The sequence below is a fragment of the Lichenicoccus sp. genome (assembly GCF_965276875.1).
Classification (GTDB): domain Bacteria; phylum Pseudomonadota; class Alphaproteobacteria; order Acetobacterales; family Acetobacteraceae; genus Lichenicoccus.
The window spans coordinates 680,464-701,127 of the sequence record NZ_OZ255701.1 but is presented as its reverse complement, the minus strand read 5'-3'; the positions used below and the strand labels follow the sequence as shown (position 1 = coordinate 701,127).

Below are 20,664 nucleotides of genomic sequence, written 5' to 3'. Positions count from 1 at the left end.
TCGGCGCGAGCCGCTTTCCTCCTGTTACGGCTTTGCGGCTTTGCTCTTCGGCGGCTTTGGGTGGATCAGGTCGCAATAGCCGCCGTCGCGATAGGCGCGGCCGTGATCGAGCAGATAGCGGACATTGGCGCGCAGCGCGCTGTCGTTCCAGCTCAGCGGATCGCCCACGGTGCCGAAGATCAGTTCGGCGATGGCGCGCTCGGATAGGCCGTCGCGCTCGGCGTCGAGGGCCTGTAGCGAGCGCATATGCACGATCGCGTTGCGCGGCACGGCGGATGCGCGGGAGTCGAGGGGCGCGCCGGCCAGCGCCGCGTCGAGATCGGCCGCCGCCTTCATGCCCCGCCGATTTCGTAGACCGGCGGGCACCGCGTAGGCGAACGGCGCACCGTCATTCAGTGTCAGGGCGACCGCCAGACGCACGACGCGCCGCCCGAGCGTGGTGCGCATCAAGAGGCGGCGGCCGTCATGGACGAGGCTCTTCGGACCAGGGATCGCCCAGAGGCTGAACGACGCAGCGCCGTCCGTGACCGCCGGGCCGAGCGCGACGAACGGGTCGGGCTCAGGATGCCAGAAGGGCTCCGCTATGCGCGCGTCGAGGGCTGGATCCTCAAGGAAATCGCAACCCCCAAGGCTCGGCATAGCGATTGGTGCGCGCGACTTCATCCGGGCCACGAGCACGTCCGTGCCGCTGCCAGTCCTGTTCATAATTCCTGTTGCGCCGCAGATACTCCCAAGCCAAGCCGGAGGCATCGAGGCTCAATGTATAAAGGTAGGCGGCGACGGGGCCGGCAGCGTTGGACATGGCGTTACTCCGGACGGCACACGCGAAAGCGCAACGCTCCACATCCCCACCGTCGATGACACTACCACGACAAACCCTTGCCGGATGCCAACGCTCCCGGTGAGCGACATCTTGACCATGAATCGGCGAAGCAACGCATGCTCGTTCAGGTTCTGGCGGCCGTATTCGAAATGGCGAGCAACTCGTCGATGAGCTTATGCACGTCGAGCCCGATCACTTGCGCGACGTCGAGCAGCTCAACAATGTCGATGCGACGGCCCCCGCCTTCCATCGAGGAGATCACCGATTGATACCGGCCAAGTTCTTTGGCGAGATCGGCCTGGCTCAAGCCCGCGCGTTTGCGTTGCTCGACGAGCAAGTCGATCAGGCGCAGTTGTCGTGGCGTACGGAGGGTCTTGGGCATGCGCCCGTGTCGGCATTGTTGAAACCGACAGACCCAGTAATCGGAGTTCCAGATTATCAGAAAATCTGGTTATGTCCCCCGCTCAACACGGAGATCGCCATGACGTTGATCGAGCAGCGCCATCCTAGGCTCGGCCGGCTGGTGCAGCTCTGGCGGGCGCACTGCGACGGCGGGTCGTTGCCATTGGTAAGTGCGCTCGTGCCCGCCGCGCTCGCCGATTTGGCCCCCCTGACCGTGCTGCTCACGCGCACCACAAACGGAGGGCAGCAACTCACCATCACTGCCAGCGGCGCCGAAGTCGATGCGCTGTACGGCGAGTCGCTCGCGGGCGCGCCCGCCACGCGACTAACGCCGACGCGGGGCGACGCCGAGGAGGAGGCAAGGTCGGCTATCGAAACGGCGCGGCCGGTCGTGATCGAGGACGAGCTCGGAGCGCGCGGTCGCTCCTGCCGGGTCGCACGCGTGTATCTTCCCTTAGCGAACGACGACGGTTCGCCCGACGTCGTGCTCTGCGGGGTGGTCGCTGTCGCCTGAAATGCAAAGCACGCCTTCGCCCCGCCCGGTGGTCCGGGCGGGGCATCGGGGGTCGGGTCAATCGCCGTTGCGCTTGCCGTTCGGGCGCGACCAGATGAGGCTGTAGGTCTCACTGCCCTCGTCGTCGAAGAGGTTGGCGTAGATCGGAGCGGTGAAGCTCGGGTCGTCGAGCTTGAGGCCCAGGTAGGCTCGGTCCTCGTTGGAACGCTTGGCCCAGGCGGCGCCGATCTCGACCTGGCCGACGAAGACCCGGTGGGAGGGGGCGTTGTCGTTGGAGCGGGTCTCCTCGGGAACGATGCGGACGTTCTTGGCCTGGAGCGAGAGGGTGGTGATCGCGCCGGTGTAGCCGGTGCCGGACTTCTTGAAGGTGCCGATGGTCGCCATGGTGGTAGTTCCTTGTCTGATCGAGCCCGCGCCCATCGCGGCCTCGATGGCGATCGACAGGCCGGAGGTGATCGACGACGCAGCCTTCGGCCCGCAGCGCAGCGGAGGACGGCGGCCGGACAGCTTTCTTGTCTCGCGAGGAATGGCCGCTTGCGGCCAGGGGAAGAAAGTTGGCCGGCTGCCGTTGCGGCTCAGGCGATCAAGGCTTCAGCCGTCCTTCGGCCAGATCAGGCCATCACGGAGGCCGTGTGGGACGCGCGGCTCCCAAACAAGCGGGAACGCGCACCCGCGACCCTTCGCGCCTTCTGTCCGGCCGTCGCGCCGGTGACGATCGCCGCTCGGTCCGGCCGACGCCGCATGTCCGACCGGACCCGCCACGAGAACCGTCACGCCCTTCCCGGCAGGCCAGGGAGCTCGGCGCCGCGTGGGCTGACCTCCGAGATACCGACCGCTCTTCTGGGCAAGTTGAGACCCCGAAGCTCCGCGGCCGATCCCACCCAGCCCGACGCCGAGGGGCTGGGACATCAGCCTTTGGACGAGACCGTGAACGCAGGCGCGACGACATCCCGGTCCCGAGCCATGCCCGGACCATCAGGCGGGGCGACGACGGTGAGGCGAACATAGGCGACCGCCGCGGTGACCGCACCGCCCGCGAGCGCGAATACGGTCTGCCAAACCTCGCTTGGCGTCGTCCAGGCAATGATGTGCTTAGTGACCGCGAAGCCGGCGATGGCGGCCGGCGCGGCATAGACGCCGAGGATCAGGATCCGCACCGTCGGCGAGCGCACCGCCGCGATGGTCGTGCGGCCGAGCGCGAGCACGAGCGCGCCCGCGGCAAAACCCACGAGGCCCGCGCCGACGAGGCCCGAGCCGTGCGCGTAGGCTAGCGACGCGGCGCTGACGCCGGCGAAGAACGGGAGCGCGTAGACAGCGAGGTTGAAGACGATCCAGGCGAGCATGGCGAGCGCGCCGCCGGTGAGCAGGAAGGCGATGATCATGGTGAGTCTCCTAGACATGCGAGGTCTGGAGCGTCGCCACCACCACCATGACGCTGGACCATCAATATAGTCGAGATCGAGGGGACGTGGAATCCCAAAGCCGCAAACCCGCCGAAGCGGATTTGCGGTTCGTCACAAATGCGGTCCCGATCAACGAGCGAACGGATCGTATTCATGGAGGACCGTGTCGGCGTCGCCGTCGAACTCTGAGGAGGGCATCACGCCGTAGCCGTCGGCGGCCTTGAAGAGCGTGATGCAGGCCATCAACGTGGTGGCGAGGTTCCAGGCGAGGGCTTGCGCGGTGGAAAGGGACATCGAACCGGCTCCTGTCTCGGAGCGGGGACCGCCCCCGCTCGACAGGCGCCCGATGTGTCCGGCGCGGGAACGCGATCACCAAAGGCGAAGCCGCAGGCCGCAAGCTCTGCTTAGCGGACCCTTCGCGGGTTGATCGTAAAAGGTCCTGGGGCGGACCAAGGATCAGCGCGTGGGAGTGGGAGCGGTATTCGCGGCAGGAGCCGGTCTTGACCTGCCAGTCAACGTCATACTCGCGTAGACTGGTTCACTGGAGCCGATCCGAAATCACCCATGGCTTGGGGCGAAGTCATTCAGCGACCGATATTCGAGGGTCACTGCGTTGTGGCAAGAAAGACCGCGACGGTCTCGTCGGGCATGTCCCATGCGGGGAAGTGGCCGCTGGACTGGAACCAGTGCAAATCTGCCGATCGGAAAGCCGCCTTGGCGCGCGTCGCCTGACGGGGCAGGCAAAGCCGATCCTGCCGACCCCATCCGATCACGACACGACCGGTGGATGACGCGGCTGGCCCGGTCTGCTCGGGGCCCCTGGCAAGATCGTCGACCAGGGCGTCGAACGTCGGCGTGGTGCTGAGACCCGTCAGTTCGGTCGCCACGACGTGGGGGTCGAGCGCCCATGGCCGCGCGGACAATTGGGCCAGCAACGCCGTGCGCGTCACGGCATATCGGCTCAGTGTCGGCAGCAACGGCCGGATCGCGCGCAGCAATTTGCCCGACAGCCCGATGGTGACCTTGAAAAAGGTTCGTTCCCAGCCGCGCCAGAAGCCGCCCGGATCGAGCGCGATCACATTGCCGACGCAGCCACGCCGTGCAAGTTCGAGGACGATCCGTGCGCCCATCGAGCTGCCGACAATGTCGATCCCCGTCAGACTATCGTCCGCGATGTAGCGCTCGACGCTGCCAACGAGACCAACAAAGGTCCCGCTATCGGCTTCCGCCGGCGTGGCACCATGTCCGGGCAGGTCGACAGCGATCACAGTGCGATGCGCGCTGAGCGCATCGAGGATCGTGCTCCACGATTGCCAACTTCCGCCAAGGCCGTGAATGAGCAGCAGCTTTGGTCCTGTGCCGCGTTGGATATGGTTCATCTTGAGCCTTATTGGTTGCCGTAAACCCTAACCCACGAGATCGGCTCATAAAGCCACCAACGAACCCGTCGCCGCCTATTCCTGCGCGCGTGTTCTTGCGCGCGTGGCGGCTTCGCCGCTGCTCGGTCACGCGATCGATCGTCGGCAGTGTTGTCGAGAGCGGAAACGGCGCTCACGCGCCGCCTCCCTTCCGGAAATCGAAGCAAGGGATGCCGAGGCCGCGGGCCTTGTCGGCGAAGTTGTCCGTGATCCCGGAGCCGGGGAACAGCACGACCCCGATCGGCATGACGGCGAGCATCGCGTCGTTGCGCTTGAACGGGGCGGCCTTGTTGTGGCGCGTCCAGTCGGGCTTGAAGGCGATCTGCACCACCTTGCGGGTGTCGGCCCAGCAAGCGGCAATGCGCTCGGCGCCCTTGGGCGATCCGCCGTGCAGCAAGACCATGTCGGGGTGCTTGGCGTGGACCCGGTCGAGGGCCGACCAGACGGCCTTGTGGTCGTTGAACTCGTGGCCGCCCGCGAACGCGATCTTGGCGCCCTTGGGGATCAGCACCTCGGTCTCGGCACGGCGCTTGGCGGAGAGGAAGTCGCGGCTGTCGATCACCGCCGCGGTCAGCGCCTTGCGGTTGACCAGCGACCGGGAGAGCGGACGCCAGGCGGTTCCGCAGTGCGCCTCGAACCACTCGCCGGCCTGGTCGCGGATGGCCTCGTAGGTGTCGCGGCGGTCGATGCGGTCCAGTCCTTCGACGAGGAGCCGTTCGAGTTCGACCGACTTGACCTCGCTGCCGTCCTGCTCGCGCTGGCTGCGTTTCTGGGCGTCCTCGTTGTCGTCGAGGTCGCGCTGCGCCTTCTCGGCCATGCGGTGGAAGACGTGGACCTGGCTCCATAGGAGCTGTTCGAGGTCGCGTTCGAGCGGCGTGTCGGTGAAGGTCGAGACCAGGGCGTCGAAAACGTCGGCCAGCGCGCCGCTGACGGTGAGGGGTTCGGGCATCGCGCGCGGGTCCGGCTCGCCCGGGACGGGGTGGAAGCCGTGCAGTTCGAGGGTCTCGACGATGTGAGCGGTGGGTGAGCTGGCGTGCGGGGGTTCGTGGTCGGCGCTGTGGCGGTCGGTCCTCATGGCGGTGGTCCTTGTGTCGATCGGCCGCGCCCATCGCGGCCTTCGCAGGCGACGAAGACCGGGGCTGGGCCGGGCTTGCACCGAAGGGCGCGCCCTCGGGGTCCCCACGCGACTGGTCGCGTGGGGTGGGGTGCGCCCACGCGGCCGCAGCGCAGCGGAGGACGGCATGGGGCGGCTATTTTGATGCGCGAGGAGGCCGGCACGGCCGGGGAAAATAACCGACCTCAGCCGTTGCCGGCCCGGTCCGGCTCCGGTCCGATCGCTCTCTCAGAAGGCCGTGGGCGGCGGCTCTTCCGACCCTGGGACAGACGCTAAGGACCGGCCGCGCGGTCAGCCCGACACCCCCACGCCGTCCAGTCCTCACCGCCTCCCGGCGTCGCCCGTCAGAAACCGCGTCACGTCCTCCGGTGCGAGCTGCTCCCGCAGCGCCTCGACCAGCGCCTGCGTCCCCCGGCGCCGCAAGTCCTCGTTGAAGTCGCCCTCGACCGGAACTAGCTCGCGCTGCTCGATCCCGACCAGGTCCTCGCGGTCCAGCAGTCGCCTCACCGCATGGCGGCCGGCGCGATCGTTGTCCCGGACGACGTAGAGACGCCGCAGCCCCGGCGCGAACAGGAGGGCGGCGAGGTGGGCGGACGAGAGCGCGGCGACCATCGGCATGGTGGGCAGGACCGACCGCGGCGACAGCATCGTCTCCAGCCCTTCGCCGACGGCGAGCACGTCGCGGCCGACGCCGAACCGCGCGCCGTTCCCGAGGAGCTGGCCCATCGCCTTGCGCGGCGTCGAGAGCTGCGCCTTCGTCGCCTGCGCCGGGTCGAGCCAGGTGCGATGCACGCCCATGATCGTGCCGTCTAGGTCGGTCACGGCGGCCAGCAGGGCCGGTCGGCTCTCGCGCCGTCCATGCTCCCCGACCTGGTAGTAGCAGGACGGATGGAACCGAAGCGGCAGCGAACGCAGATCTGCTGTGATGCCCCGCTGGCGCAGATAGTCTTCGGCCAGTGTGCCGCGAAGGGGCTGTCCCATCGCGAACAGGCGCCGTGATGCTTCGGGTGACGATCGCGGGGCCGGGGTGGGCTTCAGCGGCTCAGGGCGCGGCAGGCTGAGGAACAGGCGCGCCTCGTCCATCGCCTCGCCGACGCCGGCGAGGTTGCGGCTCAAGCGCACAATGTCGAGGAGGTCGCCATGTTCGCCGGTCGCGGCGTCGGTCCACTTGCCCGCCGCGCCCTTCCCGGACTCGGGGCCGCGCAGGCGGACGTAAAGGCTGCGGCCCGCTGTGTTGGCGGCGTCGCCCACCAGCCAGTAGCCGCCCTCGCGCCGTCCGTTGGAGAGATAGGTGCGGCACACCGCCTCGGCGTCGCGCGCGAGACGGTGCGCCAGATCGGCGGCATGGCTGTCCACGGTCACGCCGCCGCCGCCGCGACCGAAACCTTGGCGACCAGCTTCACCGGCGCGTGCCGGTCGAGGATCGCCGCCAGGATCGTCGGTCCCTGCGCCCCGACCGGCACGAACAGCCGCAGCCGCCAGCTGATGATCTCGGAGATCAGCCCCATCGCCTTCAGCCGGTCGACCATGCCGTCGGTGAACCCGATCAGCTCGACCCGGGCGACATTCATCACCAGCGAACGGCGTACCGTCAGCCCGTCGGCGAGCTGGAGCAGCGCGCCGTTGTCGAGCACGGCCGTCCACGCCTCCGCCGGCGCCACCGCAGGGGCCTCGGTCCCGAGCGACTCGGCGACCCAGGCGGGCGATACCAGCCGCCCGATCACCCGCTCGCCGTCGTCGGTCTGCAGGCGATAGACGCGGCAGCCGTCGTCGGGGAGCCGCCGCCAGATCGGCAGCAACAGGCCGGTGACGATGTGGAAGCGGCTGTCGACGAACGCCGGCACCTTCGCCAGCTCGTCCGTCCAGGCGGCCGAGAAGGTCGCCCCGTCGGCCTCCTGCCAGTGCGTGCCCGCCAGCGCCTCGAATGGCATGGCGCGCCGTTCCATCGGCCGCAGCAGCCGGATGCGCCGTTCGACCTCGCCGTCGTCGAGGGTGACGCTGGGCGCGGGCACCTGCACGGCGGCGTGGCCCGAGCGGGCGTTGACCAGCAGCCGCGCGCGGGGTTCGGCGGCACGATCCAGCGCGTCGTCGAGACCCAGCGGCGCGGTGCGGTCGCGGCGCGTGACGGTGAACGCCCGCGTCTCCGCGCCCGTCGCCGGGTGGGTGTAGACGGTCAGCCGCTCGACGATCGTCAGGCTCTCGGCGGTGACGGTCTCGACGCCGAGGTCGTAGGTCCCCGCCGCGATCGCGCCCTCGATCCGGGCGGCGAGCAGGCCGTCGAACACCTCGAACAGGAGGTTCTGCAGCGCGATGGTGAGCGCGAGCACGCGGTTGAGGAACTGGGTGATCGGCGGCAGCTCCTCGCGGATCGCGCCGTCGCTGGTCCTGAGCGACAGGCCGGTGGCGTCCTCGAAGCGCGCGAGCGAGCAGCCGTCGACCTTGCCGAGCAGGAGCAGCATGTAGAGCTGGCGCAGCGCGGCGCGGGCATACTCGCTCTCCAGGTTGTCGGCGGCGCGGAACAGGCCCTGGCCGCCGGTCTGGCGCTGGCCGCGGGTGATCGCGCCCAGGGTGTCGAGCCGGCGCGCGATGGTGCTGAGGAAGCGCTTCTCGCCGCGCACGTCGGTGGCGATCGGCCTGAACAGCGGCGGCTGCGTCTGGTTGGTGCGGTTGGTCCGCCCGAGCCCCTGAATGGCGGCGTCGGCCTTCCACCCGGCTTCGAGCAGATAGTGAACGCGCAGCCGCCGGTTCCTGGCGCCGAGGTCGGCGTGGTAGCTGCGCCCGGTCCCGCCCGCGTCCGAGAAGACAAGGATGCGCTTGTCGTCGTCCATGAACGCCTGGGTCTCGCCGAGATTGGCGGAGCCGGGGCGGCCCTCGATGGCGAGACGGTCGACGCCGTCGTCCCCGCGGTTGCGGACGATCCGCCGCGAGCGGCCGGTCACCTCGGCGACCTGCTCGGTCCCGAACCGCTGGACGATCTGGTCGAGCGCGCCCTGCACCGGCGGCAGCGCGGCGAGCTGCTCGATCAGCCGGTCGCGCCGCTCGACCGCGTCGCGGCAGAGCACGGGCTGTCCGTCGCGGACGACCGGTCGGGAAGCGAGGTTGCCTTCGCTGTCGGTGAAGGGCTCGTAGAGCTGGGTCGGGAAGGCGTGGGCGAGGTAGTCGAGCACGTATTCGCGCGGGGTGATGTCGATCTGGACGTCGCCCCATTCCTCGGCGGGGATGTCGGCGATGCGGCGCTCCATCAGCGCCTCGCCGGTCGAGACGATCTGCACCACGCAAGCGTGGCCGGCCGCGAGGTCCGCCTCGGCGGCGGCGATCAGCGTCGGCGTCTTCATCGCCGTGATCAGGTGGTTGAAGAAGCGCTGCTTGGAACTCTCGAAGGCCGAACGCGCCGCTGACTTGGCCTGGGCGTTCAGCGTCTTCTCCCGGCCCTCGGCGTTGGTCCCGGTGACGCCCGACGCCTCCAAGGCTGCCGAGAGGTTGTGATGGATGACCTGGAAGGCGCCCGCATAGGCGTCGTAGATGCGGGTCTGCTCGGGCGTCAGCGGGTGCTCGACGATCTCGTATTCGACGCCGTCGTAGGAGAGCGAGCGGGCGGTGTAGAGGCCGAGCGCGCGTAGGTCGCGCGCCAGCACCTCCATTGCCGCGACGCCGCCCGCCTCGATCGCCGACACGAACTCGCCGCGCGTCGCGAACGGGAAGTCCTCACCGCCCCACAGGCCCAGCCGCTGGGCATAGGCGAGGTTCTGGACGGTGGTGGCGCCGGTGGCCGAGACGTAGAGCACGCGCGCGTTCGGCAGCGCGTGCTGGAGGCGAAGCCCCGCGCGGCCCTGCTGCGAGGGGGCTTGGTCGCCGCGCTCGGACTTGCCGCCGGCGGCGTTCTGCATGGCGTGGCTCTCGTCGAAGATGAGCACTCCGTCGAAGTCGGACCCGAGCCAGTCTACGATCTGCTGGACGCGGCTGACACGCTCGTCTCGGGCGTCCGAGCGCAGCGTGGCGTAGGTGGTGAAGAGGACACCCTCCTCCAGCCGGATCGGCGTGCCTTGGCGGAAGCGCGACAGCGGCGTGACCAGCAGCCGCTCCTGGCCGAGCGCGGACCAGTCGCGTTGTGCGTCCTCGATCAGCGTGTCCGATTTCGACACCCACAGCGCGCGGCGGCGACCCTTCAGCCAGTTGTCGAGGATGACGCCCGCGACCTGGCGGCCCTTGCCCGCGCCGGTGCCGTCGCCGAGCATGAAGCCGCGCCGGAAGCGCACCGCGCCTTTGGCGTCTTCGGGCGCAGCGGCCACGACATCGTAGGTGGCGTCGACCGTCCACGCGCCCGCGAGCTGGCCGGCGTGCGCCTCGCCCGCATAGACCACCGTCTCGAGCTGGGCGTCGGACAAGAGCCCCGCCGCGACTAGGGCCGGCGGCAGGTGCGGCCGGTAGCTCGGCACGGGCGGCGCGACCGACGCCATCGCGGCCGACTGAACCAGCGGCGTCGGGTGCGGCTGCGCGTCCGGGATGCGGATCGTCTGGAGCGTATAGCGCTCGTAGAGCGCCTCGGTCAGCCGGCCCGCGTCGCGCTCGACCACGTCGGCGGGCTGGTAGGCGAGTTCGGCCGCTTCGACGCTGGCAGCGGTCTCTCGGCGCGGGGCCAATGCGCGCACGGGCTTCGTCGCGGAAGCGGCTTTGCGCGGAACCGGAGATGCGGATGTGCGGGTCGGCGCGAGTGGGGCGCGCGGCGGCACGAGCCGGGTCACCCAGTCGAGCAGGGTCGCGACGTCGGGAGCCATGCCGAGGGAGGCCGGAAAGGCGGACGGATCGTCGGCGGGGACGCGGTCGATGACCGTCAGGCGGGTCTCGGTCGTGGTGCCGTGGCGGGCGTAGACGCGGCCGTCGACCGCAGTGGAGAACACGACGCGTCCGCGCTCCTGCAGCCGCACGAAGGCGTCGCGCCAGGCCGGGGTGTCCGGTGCGAGGCCAGCGCCGGTGATCGCGACCAGGCGACCGCTGGGGGCGAGCTGCGCCAGCGCCGAGCCGATATGGCGCAGCGCCGCGTCCGCGACACGGCCCTCGACGTGCGCGCCGACCGAGAACGGCGGGTTCATCAGGACCACGGTCGGCTGCACGGCGGCGTCGAGGTGGTCGTGGATGCAGGCGGCGTCGTGCCGGGTGACGGGGGTGACCGGAAAGAGGCGGTAGAGGAGGTCCGCGCGGGTCTCGGCCAGTTCGTTCAGGGCGAGGCTCGCGCCCGCGAGCTCGGCGAAGATGGCGAGGAGGCCGGTGCCCGCCGAGGGCTCGAGCACGAGGTCGCCCGCCGTGATCCCGGCCGCGACGGCGACCGCGAACGCCAGCGGCAGCGGCGTCGAGAACTGCTGCATCGCCTGGCTCTCCTGCGAGCGGCGCGTCTGCGTCAGCAACAGGCTCGCGACCTTCGCCAGCATGGCGAGCTGGGCGAAGGCCGGGCGGGCGCGCATCGCCGGGCCGAACCGGCGCAGAAACAGCACCTGCGCGGCCTCGCCCGCCTCATAGGCGTTTTTCCACGACCAGGCCCCCTCGGCGTCGGACTGACCGAACGCCTCCTCCATCGCCGCGCGCAGCGCGCGGGCGTCGACGGTTTGGCCGGCGGCCAGGTGGGGCAGGATGAGCTCGGCCGCGCGCAGGAGCGCGTCGGCCACCAAGGGCGCGGAGGCGAGCAGAAGCGACGCCGCGGGCGCGGCGGAGGAAGGATGTGACATGGAGTTGGGTCCTTGGAGAGCGGGACAGGGCCGGACCGTCGGGCGCTCTCTCTCGACCCGGACGGCTCACCCCGTCCCGGCGTCCCTCTCCCTCTCGCCAGCCGACAGACCGGCATGAAGACAGGGTCCGGCGCGACGGCGCCGGACCCTGCGGAAGACCACTGATGCCGGGCTCACGGTCGCGGCGGATCGAGCAGTCGGTACTCGCGGCCCTTGACGTTGGGGATGCGATAGAGCCCGCCGCCCGCAGGGTCGCGGAACAGCACGGTGCGGTTGCTGCGCGGGTTGGCGACGACCTGCAGCCGCGCGTGGCAGCGGCCGTCGGCGAAGCGCAAAGGCGGGTCGAACACGATTGTCTGGCCCGGTTGCGGCTTCGGCTTGGCCGACAGCCTCTGCCGTGCGGCGGCGTTCGCGCGGCAGCGTTCGCGCCATGCGATGGCGTAGGGCCGGTCGGTCGGGGTCAGCAGGTCGAGGATGGCTTCCGGGCAATCGGACTCGTTCGGTCCCATGCCCTCGTCCATGCTTTTGTAGCCGAAGATGTAGCCCTCCCGGTCGCGTCGGTTGTAGCGCCCGAGACAGACCACACCGAACACCTCGCGGCCCGTGGCCCCGAAATGCTCGACGGCGGCGTAGTAGACGCGTACGCCGACCAGCGCCGAGCGCAGCACGCGCGAGGACAGGTCGGCGCGCTCGTAGGTGAACTGCGCGTCGAGATACTGGCGCGGGCCAGAATGGCCGCCCAGCGATTGCATGTAGAGCCAGCCCATGGCGGCGTCCTTTCGTGAGGTCGGAAATGCGAAAGCCCGGCGCGAAGGCCGGGCTTTCGGGATCGGGTGAGGCAGGCGGCGTCAGGCGAAGACGACGCCCTCGTCCGGGTCGGTGGCCGGGTCGAGCACGGCGGCGAGCCAGTGTTCGCAGTCGGTCCAGGCCAGGCTCTTGCGCTGGCCGAGATCGAGCAGTTGCGCGCCGCCGCCGAAGCCGTCGAGCCGCGGCTTCGAGCAGGTCAGCGACCAGGTGAAGCCCCAGCGGCCCTTCAGGTCGAAGACCTCGGCGCAGCGCAGGACGAAGGCGATGACGTGCTCGGGGTCGCCGAAGCCGTCGCCGTCCGACAGGAACAGTGTTCCTGGATTGACCGGATCGACGGCCACCTCCAGCCCGTAGATCGGTTCGTCGTCGTCGCCCTCCTGCATGGCGGCGAGAAGGTCGAGGGCGGTTGTGGCGTGTTCGGCGGACCCGACGTCGAGCGAACAGGAAAACTGCGTGAAGGTGTCGGCCATTGTTCTTCTCCAGAAACGACGAAGCCCGGCGCGGGGGCCGGGCTTCGTCGGATGGCGAGTTGGGATGCCGCCGCCGTCAGGCGGCGCGGCGCCCGAGCTGCGGGGCGATCCTCCGCACGCGCTCGGCGAGCGCCGGGAGGTCGTCGAGCAGCGCCAGAGGGGCGAAATTGTTCATCCCGCCGGTGAAATCGCGCCGGCCTCGGCAGGTGCGGATGAGCACGCCCATGCCGGCGCCCATGCAGGACTGGCCGACCTGGATGTAGACCTGGTCGTGGTGCAGCGTGACTTCGCCGGAGACCGCGACGCCGGCCTTGTTCGAACGGAGGTCGTAGCTGCCGGCGGGCAGGCCGAGTTCAGCCGCGAGCCGCTTCAGCCGGGTGCGCGCGGTCGAATGGAAGAGGGTCTTCTGCGCGTCGTCATAGCCGCAAGGCTTTTCCCAGTTCATGGCAAGTCTCCTGAAACGACGAAGCCCGGCGCGAGGGCCGGGCTTCGTCGGGGTTGAGGGAAGGAAGAGGTCAGGCCGCGATGGCGAACGGGTCGACCTCGCGGTGGATCGGCTGGGCGCGGCCCATCCAAGGTTCGGGGCGGATGCAGCGCACCCAGTCGGCGAAGCTCGGCACGAAGCCGAGGTCCTCGCGGACGTGCTGCTCGCCGATAAGCCGCACCGGCACGACGCGGCCGGTCGAGATCGTCAGCGTCACGCCGAAGAAGCGCTCCGCCATGAACACGCCCTCGGCGTGATGCCGGAGCGCGCGGTGCCGGAAGTCGGCGACGATCATCTTCGACTCGTCAAACCAGTTATGCAGCGCGATGTAGTCCTCGGCCGTTCCGCCCCATTTCTTCGCCGACGAGAGGGCGTGGTGATAGCAATGTCCCATCGTCGCCTCCTCAGAACTGGTGAGAATAGGTTTCGACCGCGACGTAGCGGCCGTTGTAGTCGAGCGTGATCGCGCGGCCCGGCACGTCGAAGGTGAACTCGCCGTAGGCGCCGTCGTTGTTCTCCCACCCGGCGTAGAGGCTTTCGAGCAGGTCGTAGGCGATCCGCTCGACGGCCTCGGCCATCGGCACGCTGGCGGTCTCGACGCCCGAGCCGTCGGCGTCCGGTTCGAGCAGATCGACCTCAAGCTCCGACAAGCTGATCTCGCCGTGCGCGTCGCGGGCGTCGATCGACTCGATCTGGCCGGAGTCGCCGCAACCGTCGAAGGTGACGACGACGCTGACGATCCCGCCGGCAGCGAGTGCGTCGAGCAGCGCGGCCTTATTGGCAGGGTGAAGCTCGGTCTTCAGGCCCTCGCGCGCATAATATCGGGCGAGATAGTCGACCGGGGTTGCCGGTGGGGTCGATGCGGGCGCGGCTCCGCTGTCTGCGTCTGACATGATCGTTCTCCTGAGAAGGGCGCCCGGAGCGCGATCGCGCCCCGGGCGGAAGGTTGGTCACTCGGCGGCGATCGCCTGGGCGTCGAAGTCCGGTTCGGGGTCGAGGTCGGCGTCGGCCAGGTCGGCGTCGTCCTCGTCGGCAAGGAACGCCGGCAGCGCCTCGGGCTCGCCCATGGCCTCCGGCGCGTCATCGGGCACATCGGTCGGCGTGCGCAGCGGCTCGGGCACCCAGCCGGTGTCGGCCAAGAGCCGTTCGGCTTCCTTGGCCATCTCCGGCTTCTTCAGGTGGTCGATCAGCTGCGCCTCGCGCTCGCCCTTGCCCTCGCGCACCGCTTCGAGGATCCGCGACTTGGTCACTCGGCCGAGATAGTTGTCGACGCCGGGCGTCCAGCCGACCGCGGCCATGTCGAGCCCGACGGCCCGCGCCAGCCGGTCGACGTGGGCGGAACGTCCGGGCGCGCGGTTCCACGCTTCGTGGACAGCGTTGACCGTCACCGACGCGGCATGGGCGAACAGCGCCTGACGGCTGTCGGTGTCGAAGCCGCCGAGCGTCATCCAGAGCGCGCCCGGCTCCTTGGGCAGCTGCCCCGCCCACGCCTGGTGCCGCGCGGTGATCGCCTGCGCCGAGGGGCAGTCGTTCAGCCCCGGGGCCTGCGTGCCGAAGCTCGCCGACTTGGCCTCGATCTCCAGGCACGAATGGGTGCCGAAGCGGTAGAAGGCCTTCAGCGCGAGCGCGTGCAGCACGGCGAGGAAGGCCGCGTCCGGGTCGTTCGCCAGCGCGTCGCGAAGCGCCAGCGTGCGGTGGGCGGTAAGTTCGGTCAGCAGCCGCTCGGGTAGCGGCCGGATGACGTCGTCCTCCTCGGCCTCGGGCGCGCCCGCGCCGCCGACGGTGATCACCGTCCGCTGCACCGGGGCGTTGAAGCCGGTCGATCCAGTGGCGACCTCGGCGTCGCTACCCGACGGATCGGCCTCGGGCGCTTCGACCGGCGCCTCGTCCTCCGGCCGGACATAGCCGCGTTCGACCTTCAGCCCGCCCGCGCCGTCGATCGAGATGAACGCGCCCGCACGCGGGACCTCGGCGGGATCGAACACCGGCGAGCGGCTGGTGAACGCGTCCAGCGCCGCCTCGATCTCGCCGAGCCGCTGGTCGACCGCCTCGGGCAGGTCGTCGGGAGAGTCCGAATAGGTCTCCTCGATCCGCGCGTACTCGGTCCGGAGCGCGTCGTAGCGCGCCTGCTCGTCGTCGCTGAGCGGGCTCTCGGCGTGCAGCCGGCGCAGGCCGCCGGTGTGGCCCCAGCCGAAGTCGGGCGCGACCTCCATCCACTTCCACCCTTCGGCCGCGACCGTCTCGGCCTCGCGCGCCAGAGCCTCGGACGCCAGCCGGTCGAGCAGCACGGGGTCCTGCAGCCAGCCGCCGTCGTCCTCGGTGAAGAGGTCGCGCAGCAACACGCCGCCCGCCGCCTCATAGGCCTCGACGCCGACGAAGCGCGCGCGCTTGTCGCCGGGCTTGACCGCGCCGGCCGTCAGCGCGCGGCGGATCTCGTAGGGCTGCTTGTTCCAGCCCTTGGCGAGCATGTCCCACACGGCCTCCTGCCGCGCGTGGTCGGTGGTGACGGTGAACGCCATCACCTGCTCCAGCGTCATGGCCTCCTCGACATACAGGTCGAGCAGCCTGGCCGAGACCGCCGCCAGCTTCAGCCGCTGGCGCACGATCTGGGGCGTGGTGAAGAAGCGCGCGGCGATCTCCTCCTCGCCCGAGCCCTGTTCGCGCAGCATCAGGAAGGCGCGGAACTGGTCGACCGGGTGCAGCGGCTCGCGGTCGACGTTCTCGGCCAGGCTGTCCTCCTCGGCGGAGATCGCGCCGTCGCCCTCGCGAACGATGCACGGCACCGGCACGGTCTTGGCCAGCCGCCGGGCCTTGACCAGCAGTTCGAGCGCGCGGAACCGCCGGCCCCCGGCCGGGATCTCGTATTCGCCGGTCGGGGCGCCCTGGTCGTCGAGGATGGGCCGGACGTTCAAGCCCTGCAGGAGGCCGCGCCGGGCGATGCTCTCGGCGAGGTCCTCAATCGAGACGCCAGCCTTGGTCCGGCGGACGTTGGCCTGGGACAGGCGCAGCCGGTTGAACGGGATGTCGCGCGATGTGCTGAGATGGATCTTCTGGACGGAAGTCATGGGAGTTCTCCATGACGGGCCGGCCGGGAGCCTCTCTCCCGACCCTCAAGCCCGTCACGAACCTCCCCTCCGCCCTCTCCCTCTCAACGCCGTCGCCGCCGCGCCCGGCGGGTCGAGGTTGAACACCTCCGCCCCGGCCGCGCGGTACGCCTCGCCGACCACGGCGAGCGGCGCGTAAGCGAGCGCGTGCCAGGGCGGTGGGCAGGGCGTCCGGTTCACCGCCACCATCGGCCCGCGCACGGCGAGCCGCCACACGTCGTCGAAGGCCATCGCGCGGCTGTCGATCACCGGCAGGCCGGCGGCGATCGCCTCGGCCTTGATCTGGTCCACGAGGCAGCCGCTCATCCAGCCGTCGCCGTAGTAGAGCGTCGCGCCGCCCCAGCCGATGGCAAGGTGGCCGCCCGGCGTCGCGAGCGCGCGGGCGATCGGGTCAGCGTAGTCGCGTGAAGAAGGGAAAGCGGAAGCGTGCATCGGCGTATCTCCGGGACGGCGCCGAGCCCCGTGCCCGTCGCTCGCCGTCACGGCGCAAGCGCCGCCCTCGGGCGGAGGGCGGCGTGGCCACGCGATGCTGACGATCGGCTCAGCGCCCGGCGCGCCACCAGGCGATCAGCGCCTCGCGGGAGCCGTTCGCGAGCCGCAGCAACAGGTCGCCGTGGCAGGCCGCCGGGGCGCAGAAGCACACCAGATCCCGACCGCGAAGCTCGCCGAGCGCGCGCAGCAGCTGGTGCTGGTCGCGCAGCCTCGTCTCGTGTCGCGCGATGACGGTCGCGCGGTCTCCGTCCGGTCCGATCCGGAACGGATTGCCCCAGCGGCTGCCGCGGCCGATGTAGACGGCCTCGGGCGGCAGGCCGTCGCGGTGCTTGTTCAGAACCCGGCACATCGTCACCTCCTTCGTCGAACGCTCGGGTGAGCGCCGGCGGCCGCGACCGGCGGGGCCGAAGTCCGGGCCGTCACCGCCGCGATCCGCTGCGGGGAACGGCGCAGCCGTTGACTGGCCGGGCGACCCCGCCAGCCTGGCCGATCGTCGTTCATCTGCGAGCCGCGACGGTGGTGACGCGCCGGGTTCACACACCGCACAGGCCCTCGCACTCGTTGCCCCAGAGACCGAGCTGCCCCGCATTCTCGGACGTCGAGAGGTCGGCCTCGTCGAGCGCTATGGCGGAGCGGTGCAGGAAGACTTCGCCTCGGATGCCGCGCAGGCCGGTCCGGATCGCGCGGTCGATCGCGACCGCGTCGCGCCAGGCGTCCGGGTCGTCCTCGCGCATTTGCCGCCAGAGCGCGTCGGCGTGGAACGGGCAGCCGATGCAGCTCGACTTGGGCGGGACGGGGTAGTCGTGCCGCGTCAGCCAGCGCAGGCAGTCGGCGCGCGTCATCCGGGCTTCGATGAGCGGCCAGCGGTTGACCTGCCACGCCTCGAAGCTCGGCTTCATGCGGACGACTTCGTCGAACGAGATGCCGATCCACTGTTCGGCGACCGCGTGGTCGGGCGAGCGCCGGCGTGTCAGTCCGAGGCGCGCGCGCACGGCGCGGCGGATCGGCACAATCTTGTAGTCCTTGGTGCATTGGCGGCGGATCATGCCGATCTCGAAGCGTGCGCCCTTGACGGTACGGGTGAAGGCCGGGATCGACGCCCAGCGCTCGCCCCGGCCGGCGCGCAGCAGGTCGGCGCGAATGTCACCGCCGCGGACCACATGCACGGGGAACGGCAGCACGTTTGGCGAGCGCAGCCACGCCAGGTGGTCGTAGACCGCGCGCGGCTCCGAGCCGGTATCGGCGAAGATGGCGCAGTCGGGCATCGGTGCGATCTCGCCGTGCGCGGCCATCAACGCCAGCGTCGTCGACTGCACGCCCGCGCCCAGGCTGAGCACGCGCAGGCGGATGCCGTCCTCGCGCCCGTTGGCATCTGCCGAGGCGACGCCCATCACGCCGCCTCCCGCTCGTCGTCCGCGATCGCTGTGGCGGGCTGGTCGGCGCCCGGTCGGAAGGCGAGCAGATCGTCGGCGGCTTTCGAGGCGGCCGACGCGGCGCGGACGATCGCGCGGTTATCTTCGCGCAGCACTTCCAGCCACGAGCCGAGATAGTCGGCGTGCCGCACGGTCGGGGTGATGCCGAACGTCGCGCAGGTGAAGGCGGCGCAGAGTTCGGCAACCAGCTCCTCGCGCGCATACTTGGCCGAACCGAAGCCGCCCGACAGGTCGCGGTCGAGTCGGTGCGCGGCCCCTGACCAGTGGCCGAGCTCATGCAGCGCGGTCCGGTGCCAATTGATCGGCTCGAAATAGGCCTCGGGCCGGGGCACCTGGATGTAGTCTAGGCTGGTCGCGTAGAAGGCCTTGTCGCCGCCGAGACGGACGTTGGCGCCGCTGGCGCGGATCAGCGCCTCGACCTCCGGCAGGATCAGGCCCTCGGGCACCGGCGGCGGCGCGGTGACGAAATCCTCGGGCAGGCCTTCGCACTGGTCGGTCGAGAAGACGATGAAGCGCTTGAGGAACGGGATCGCCTGGGCGTCCTCGCCCGTCTCGCGGGAGCGGCGGCGCTCGTCGTCGGGCACGAAGCGGTCGGCGAAGACGACGGTGGTGCCGCGCTCGCCCTTGCGGACACTGCCGCCAAGGCCGAGCGCCTGGCGGAAGGTGAGCCAGCTCTGGCAGGAGAAGCTGCGCGCGACCACCGCGCCCCACAGGATCAGGACGTTGATCCCGGAGTAGCCGCGGCCGGTCGCGGCGTTCTTCGGCATGGCGAGCGGGGCGGCGATACCCGACGCGCCCCACGGCTGGACCCAGGGCAGCCGGCCGGCCTCGAGCTCGGTGATGATGCGGGTGGTGATCTCGTCGTAGAGGTTGGGGCGGTCGACGGGGACCGGCCGGGAAAAGGCGCGAGGCATCGCGAGGGACTCCGCGACGGGCCGCCGGGAGCCTCTCTCCCGACCCTTGACCCGTCACGGCGACAGCCGCGGCCCTCTCCCTCTCGAACGAACCGGCCCCGCCCGGGGGCGAGGCGGGGCCGGCGAGGCGCGGACGGGCGCCGCCGGGGCAACGCCCGCCCGGCCTTGGTTCAGGCGGTCTCCTCGTCTTCGTCCGTCGCGGGCTGCTTGGCGGCGAGGAGGCCGAAGTCGGTGCAGACGAGGTCGACGCCGTAGCGGGTCTCGCCGTCCTTGTCGTAGGAGCTCTGCCGCACGCGGCCGCGCGCCATGACGAGGTCGCCCTGGGCGACGTGGTCGGCGATGTATTTGCGGGCGCCCTCGCTGAAGACGACGACCTGGTTCCAGTGGGTGTCGTCCGCCCAGGCCCCGTCCTTGCCCTTGCGGCGGTAGTTGGAGGCGATCGACAGGCGGGTGACGCTCTCGCCGGCGGTGATCTTGCCGATGCGTCCGATGAGAGTGAATTCCGCGACGTTCTTCATGATGAGACTCCTTGGCTTGTCGGTTTTGACGGAGCCTGTCCGGCGACGGCCATGCGACCGGCGTCAGACGGGAATCTCGGAGGGTCCGCGGGGCTGGTCCGTGGAGACCGCGATTACCGTTGACGCCACGAGGTGGCGGCTGTGGCCAAGGTCACCGTCCCCAGAAACCGACCGAGCCGTGAGGCCAGCGATGACCGGTTCGGGGTCTCCATCGACGCCGGCTGCGGCCCTGGGCGCGCGCTCAACGTGTCGACTAGCGGCCACGGCCGGGAGGGAGGATCGGCGACGCCACGCTTCCTCCAGGCGGAAGCGTCAACGACGTCGGCCGTGCGCGCTCACGACAGGCAGACCTTCGCTCGGCGACGCGGCTTTCCTCAAAGCCGCGGAACCGTAGAGTCGGGCAAGCGGAAGGGCGGGTCGGCGATGTGCAACGACTATGAGCAGCACGTGAAGTGGCGCGAGTATCAGGAGCTGATGCAGGCGCTGGAGCTTGCCGTGCCGGCGCGTCAGGGAGAGGCAGACTTGCCCCAGGCCGACGACATCAAGATCGGCGACATCGGGCCGGTGATGCGCGTGGATGGCGACGGCGTCGCGCTCGTGCCCATGCGCTTCGGGTTTCCGCCGTCGGGGCCGAAGGGTGGGCCGGTGTTCAACTTCCGCTCGGAGGGACGCCGGTTCGACCAGAGCCAACGCTGCCTCGTCCCCGCCTCGGCCTTCTTCGAATTCACTGGGGCCAAATACCCGAAGACGAAGCATAGGTTCACGCTGAACGACGCGCCGTGCTTGGCGATCGCGGGCCTGTGGCGAGACGGGATCGGCAACCAGCCGCCGAGCTTCACCATGCTGACCACCGCGCCCGGCCCGGATGTCGCCCCGATCCACAATCGTCAGATCGTGGTCCTGCGGCCCGAGAACTGGAGCGCGTGGATCTATCTCAGCCGGCCGGAGGCGGAGCTGCTGCGCCCGCTGTCGCGGGGCTCGCTTCACGTCGAGACGGTGCGCCCCGGCCGGGATTGAGCAAGCGGCACGCAGCATGACGCACTCAGGG

23 protein-coding genes are annotated in these 20,664 nt (G+C 70.2%); 2 read left to right on the top strand and 21 right to left on the bottom strand.

What is annotated here, in order from left to right:
• Nucleotides 1-24: 24 nt before the first annotated feature.
• From ACQY4K_RS03475 to ACQY4K_RS03465, 3 genes are all read right to left on the bottom strand, one after another.
• Nucleotides 25-639, bottom strand: a complete 615-nt coding sequence (locus tag ACQY4K_RS03475; protein ID WP_428393457.1) for a DNA -binding domain-containing protein — start codon at nt 637-639, stop codon at nt 25-27.
• The gene (locus tag ACQY4K_RS03470) at nt 608-802 is read right to left on the bottom strand and encodes a transcriptional regulator domain-containing protein (RefSeq protein WP_428393455.1); all 195 of its coding nucleotides are present in this window, start codon (nt 800-802) and stop codon (nt 608-610) included. The genes ACQY4K_RS03475 and ACQY4K_RS03470 overlap by 32 nt, the downstream gene beginning before the upstream one ends.
• Nucleotides 803-947: 145 nt before the next feature.
• A complete protein-coding gene (locus ACQY4K_RS03465; protein ID WP_428393453.1) occupies nt 948-1,205 on the bottom strand; it encodes a helix-turn-helix domain-containing protein in 258 nt (85 codons plus the stop codon).
• A gap of 99 nt (nt 1,206-1,304) precedes the next feature.
• Between ACQY4K_RS03465 and ACQY4K_RS03460 the strand changes: the two genes are divergently transcribed.
• Nucleotides 1,305-1,739: a PAS domain-containing protein gene (locus ACQY4K_RS03460; protein ID WP_428393451.1), complete on the top strand. Its 435-nt coding sequence runs from the start codon at nt 1,305-1,307 to the stop codon at nt 1,737-1,739.
• Between the two features lie 57 nt (nt 1,740-1,796).
• Here the strand turns inward: ACQY4K_RS03460 and ACQY4K_RS03455 are convergent, their stop codons facing one another.
• The 18 genes from ACQY4K_RS03455 to ACQY4K_RS03370 form a co-directional block, all read right to left on the bottom strand.
• The gene (locus ACQY4K_RS03455) at nt 1,797-2,123 is read right to left on the bottom strand and encodes a DUF736 domain-containing protein (RefSeq protein ID WP_428393450.1); all 327 of its coding nucleotides are present in this window, start codon (nt 2,121-2,123) and stop codon (nt 1,797-1,799) included.
• 524 nt (nt 2,124-2,647) lie between these two features.
• Nucleotides 2,648-3,121 carry a hypothetical protein gene (locus ACQY4K_RS03450; RefSeq protein WP_428393448.1) on the bottom strand — a complete coding sequence of 158 codons (474 nt, stop codon included), beginning with the start codon at nt 3,119-3,121 and terminating at the stop codon, nt 2,648-2,650.
• A gap of 150 nt (nt 3,122-3,271) precedes the next feature.
• Nucleotides 3,272-3,436, bottom strand: coding sequence for a hypothetical protein (locus tag ACQY4K_RS03445; protein ID WP_428393446.1), 165 nt, complete (start codon nt 3,434-3,436; stop codon nt 3,272-3,274).
• Nucleotides 3,437-3,747: 311 nt separating this feature from the next.
• On the bottom strand, nt 3,748-4,521 hold the full coding sequence (locus ACQY4K_RS03440) for an alpha/beta fold hydrolase (protein ID WP_428393444.1): 774 nt from the start codon (nt 4,519-4,521) through the stop codon (nt 3,748-3,750).
• 172 nt (nt 4,522-4,693) lie between these two features.
• Complete coding sequence (locus ACQY4K_RS03435; RefSeq protein ID WP_428393442.1) at nt 4,694-5,635, bottom strand: DUF2493 domain-containing protein; 942 nt, start codon at nt 5,633-5,635, stop codon at nt 4,694-4,696.
• 360 nt (nt 5,636-5,995) lie between these two features.
• Nucleotides 5,996-7,030, bottom strand: coding sequence for a DUF7146 domain-containing protein (locus ACQY4K_RS03430; protein WP_428395943.1), 1,035 nt, complete (start codon nt 7,028-7,030; stop codon nt 5,996-5,998).
• A gap of 2 nt (nt 7,031-7,032) precedes the next feature.
• A complete protein-coding gene (locus tag ACQY4K_RS03425; RefSeq protein ID WP_428393440.1) occupies nt 7,033-11,394 on the bottom strand; it encodes a strawberry notch-like NTP hydrolase domain-containing protein in 4,362 nt (1,453 codons plus the stop codon).
• A 173-nt stretch (nt 11,395-11,567) separates the two neighbouring features.
• Nucleotides 11,568-12,161: a DUF6927 domain-containing protein gene (locus ACQY4K_RS03420; RefSeq protein ID WP_428393439.1), complete on the bottom strand. Its 594-nt coding sequence runs from the start codon at nt 12,159-12,161 to the stop codon at nt 11,568-11,570.
• Between the two features lie 81 nt (nt 12,162-12,242).
• Nucleotides 12,243-12,671 carry a hypothetical protein gene (locus tag ACQY4K_RS03415; RefSeq protein WP_428393437.1) on the bottom strand — a complete coding sequence of 143 codons (429 nt, stop codon included), beginning with the start codon at nt 12,669-12,671 and terminating at the stop codon, nt 12,243-12,245.
• A gap of 76 nt (nt 12,672-12,747) precedes the next feature.
• Nucleotides 12,748-13,116, bottom strand: a complete 369-nt coding sequence (locus ACQY4K_RS03410) for a hypothetical protein (RefSeq protein ID WP_428393435.1) — start codon at nt 13,114-13,116, stop codon at nt 12,748-12,750.
• A gap of 70 nt (nt 13,117-13,186) precedes the next feature.
• Complete coding sequence (locus ACQY4K_RS03405; protein ID WP_428393433.1) at nt 13,187-13,549, bottom strand: DUF6915 family protein; 363 nt, start codon at nt 13,547-13,549, stop codon at nt 13,187-13,189.
• A gap of 10 nt (nt 13,550-13,559) precedes the next feature.
• Nucleotides 13,560-14,048, bottom strand: coding sequence for a DUF6878 family protein (locus ACQY4K_RS03400; RefSeq protein WP_428393431.1), 489 nt, complete (start codon nt 14,046-14,048; stop codon nt 13,560-13,562).
• Between the two features lie 57 nt (nt 14,049-14,105).
• A complete protein-coding gene (locus ACQY4K_RS03395) occupies nt 14,106-16,220 on the bottom strand; it encodes a ParB/RepB/Spo0J family partition protein (protein ID WP_428393429.1) in 2,115 nt (704 codons plus the stop codon).
• Nucleotides 16,221-16,274: 54 nt separating this feature from the next.
• The gene (locus ACQY4K_RS03390) at nt 16,275-16,691 is read right to left on the bottom strand and encodes a hypothetical protein (protein WP_428393428.1); all 417 of its coding nucleotides are present in this window, start codon (nt 16,689-16,691) and stop codon (nt 16,275-16,277) included.
• A gap of 109 nt (nt 16,692-16,800) precedes the next feature.
• On the bottom strand, nt 16,801-17,100 hold the full coding sequence (locus ACQY4K_RS03385) for a DUF4326 domain-containing protein (protein WP_428393426.1): 300 nt from the start codon (nt 17,098-17,100) through the stop codon (nt 16,801-16,803).
• Nucleotides 17,101-17,284: 184 nt separating this feature from the next.
• The gene (locus tag ACQY4K_RS03380) at nt 17,285-18,142 is read right to left on the bottom strand and encodes a hypothetical protein (protein ID WP_428393424.1); all 858 of its coding nucleotides are present in this window, start codon (nt 18,140-18,142) and stop codon (nt 17,285-17,287) included.
• Nucleotides 18,142-19,098, bottom strand: a complete 957-nt coding sequence (locus ACQY4K_RS03375) for an ArdC family protein (RefSeq protein ID WP_428393422.1) — start codon at nt 19,096-19,098, stop codon at nt 18,142-18,144. Before ACQY4K_RS03375 ends, ACQY4K_RS03380 begins: the two co-directional genes overlap by 1 nt.
• Before the next feature lie 170 nt (nt 19,099-19,268).
• Nucleotides 19,269-19,616, bottom strand: a complete 348-nt coding sequence (locus ACQY4K_RS03370) for a single-stranded DNA-binding protein (RefSeq protein WP_428393420.1) — start codon at nt 19,614-19,616, stop codon at nt 19,269-19,271.
• Between the two features lie 141 nt (nt 19,617-19,757).
• Here ACQY4K_RS03370 and ACQY4K_RS03365 point away from each other — a divergent pair, with 141 nt between their 5' ends.
• Nucleotides 19,758-20,633, top strand: coding sequence for an SOS response-associated peptidase (locus ACQY4K_RS03365; protein ID WP_428393418.1), 876 nt, complete (start codon nt 19,758-19,760; stop codon nt 20,631-20,633).
• The last annotated feature ends 31 nt before the right edge of the window (nt 20,634-20,664 follow it).

Coding starts and splice junctions, on each gene's coding strand:
- ACQY4K_RS03475 (WP_428393457.1), bottom strand. CDS start 639: ATGCCGAGCCTTGGGGGTTGCGATTTCCTTGAGGATCCAGCCCTCGAC.
- ACQY4K_RS03470 (WP_428393455.1), bottom strand. CDS start 802: ATGTCCAACGCTGCCGGCCCCGTCGCCGCCTACCTTTATACATTGAGC.
- ACQY4K_RS03465 (WP_428393453.1), bottom strand. CDS start 1,205: ATGCCCAAGACCCTCCGTACGCCACGACAACTGCGCCTGATCGACTTG.
- ACQY4K_RS03460 (WP_428393451.1), top strand. CDS start 1,305: ATGACGTTGATCGAGCAGCGCCATCCTAGGCTCGGCCGGCTGGTGCAG.
- ACQY4K_RS03455 (WP_428393450.1), bottom strand. CDS start 2,123: ATGGCGACCATCGGCACCTTCAAGAAGTCCGGCACCGGCTACACCGGC.
- ACQY4K_RS03450 (WP_428393448.1), bottom strand. CDS start 3,121: ATGATCATCGCCTTCCTGCTCACCGGCGGCGCGCTCGCCATGCTCGCC.
- ACQY4K_RS03445 (WP_428393446.1), bottom strand. CDS start 3,436: ATGTCCCTTTCCACCGCGCAAGCCCTCGCCTGGAACCTCGCCACCACG.
- ACQY4K_RS03440 (WP_428393444.1), bottom strand. CDS start 4,521: ATGAACCATATCCAACGCGGCACAGGACCAAAGCTGCTGCTCATTCAC.
- ACQY4K_RS03435 (WP_428393442.1), bottom strand. CDS start 5,635: ATGAGGACCGACCGCCACAGCGCCGACCACGAACCCCCGCACGCCAGC.
- ACQY4K_RS03425 (WP_428393440.1), bottom strand. CDS start 11,394: ATGTCACATCCTTCCTCCGCCGCGCCCGCGGCGTCGCTTCTGCTCGCC.
- ACQY4K_RS03420 (WP_428393439.1), bottom strand. CDS start 12,161: ATGGGCTGGCTCTACATGCAATCGCTGGGCGGCCATTCTGGCCCGCGC.
- ACQY4K_RS03415 (WP_428393437.1), bottom strand. CDS start 12,671: ATGGCCGACACCTTCACGCAGTTTTCCTGTTCGCTCGACGTCGGGTCC.
- ACQY4K_RS03410 (WP_428393435.1), bottom strand. CDS start 13,116: ATGAACTGGGAAAAGCCTTGCGGCTATGACGACGCGCAGAAGACCCTC.
- ACQY4K_RS03405 (WP_428393433.1), bottom strand. CDS start 13,549: ATGGGACATTGCTATCACCACGCCCTCTCGTCGGCGAAGAAATGGGGC.
- ACQY4K_RS03400 (WP_428393431.1), bottom strand. CDS start 14,048: ATGTCAGACGCAGACAGCGGAGCCGCGCCCGCATCGACCCCACCGGCA.
- ACQY4K_RS03395 (WP_428393429.1), bottom strand. CDS start 16,220: ATGACTTCCGTCCAGAAGATCCATCTCAGCACATCGCGCGACATCCCG.
- ACQY4K_RS03390 (WP_428393428.1), bottom strand. CDS start 16,691: ATGCACGCTTCCGCTTTCCCTTCTTCACGCGACTACGCTGACCCGATC.
- ACQY4K_RS03385 (WP_428393426.1), bottom strand. CDS start 17,100: ATGTGCCGGGTTCTGAACAAGCACCGCGACGGCCTGCCGCCCGAGGCC.
- ACQY4K_RS03380 (WP_428393424.1), bottom strand. CDS start 18,142: ATGGGCGTCGCCTCGGCAGATGCCAACGGGCGCGAGGACGGCATCCGC.
- ACQY4K_RS03375 (WP_428393422.1), bottom strand. CDS start 19,098: ATGCCTCGCGCCTTTTCCCGGCCGGTCCCCGTCGACCGCCCCAACCTC.
- ACQY4K_RS03370 (WP_428393420.1), bottom strand. CDS start 19,616: ATGAAGAACGTCGCGGAATTCACTCTCATCGGACGCATCGGCAAGATC.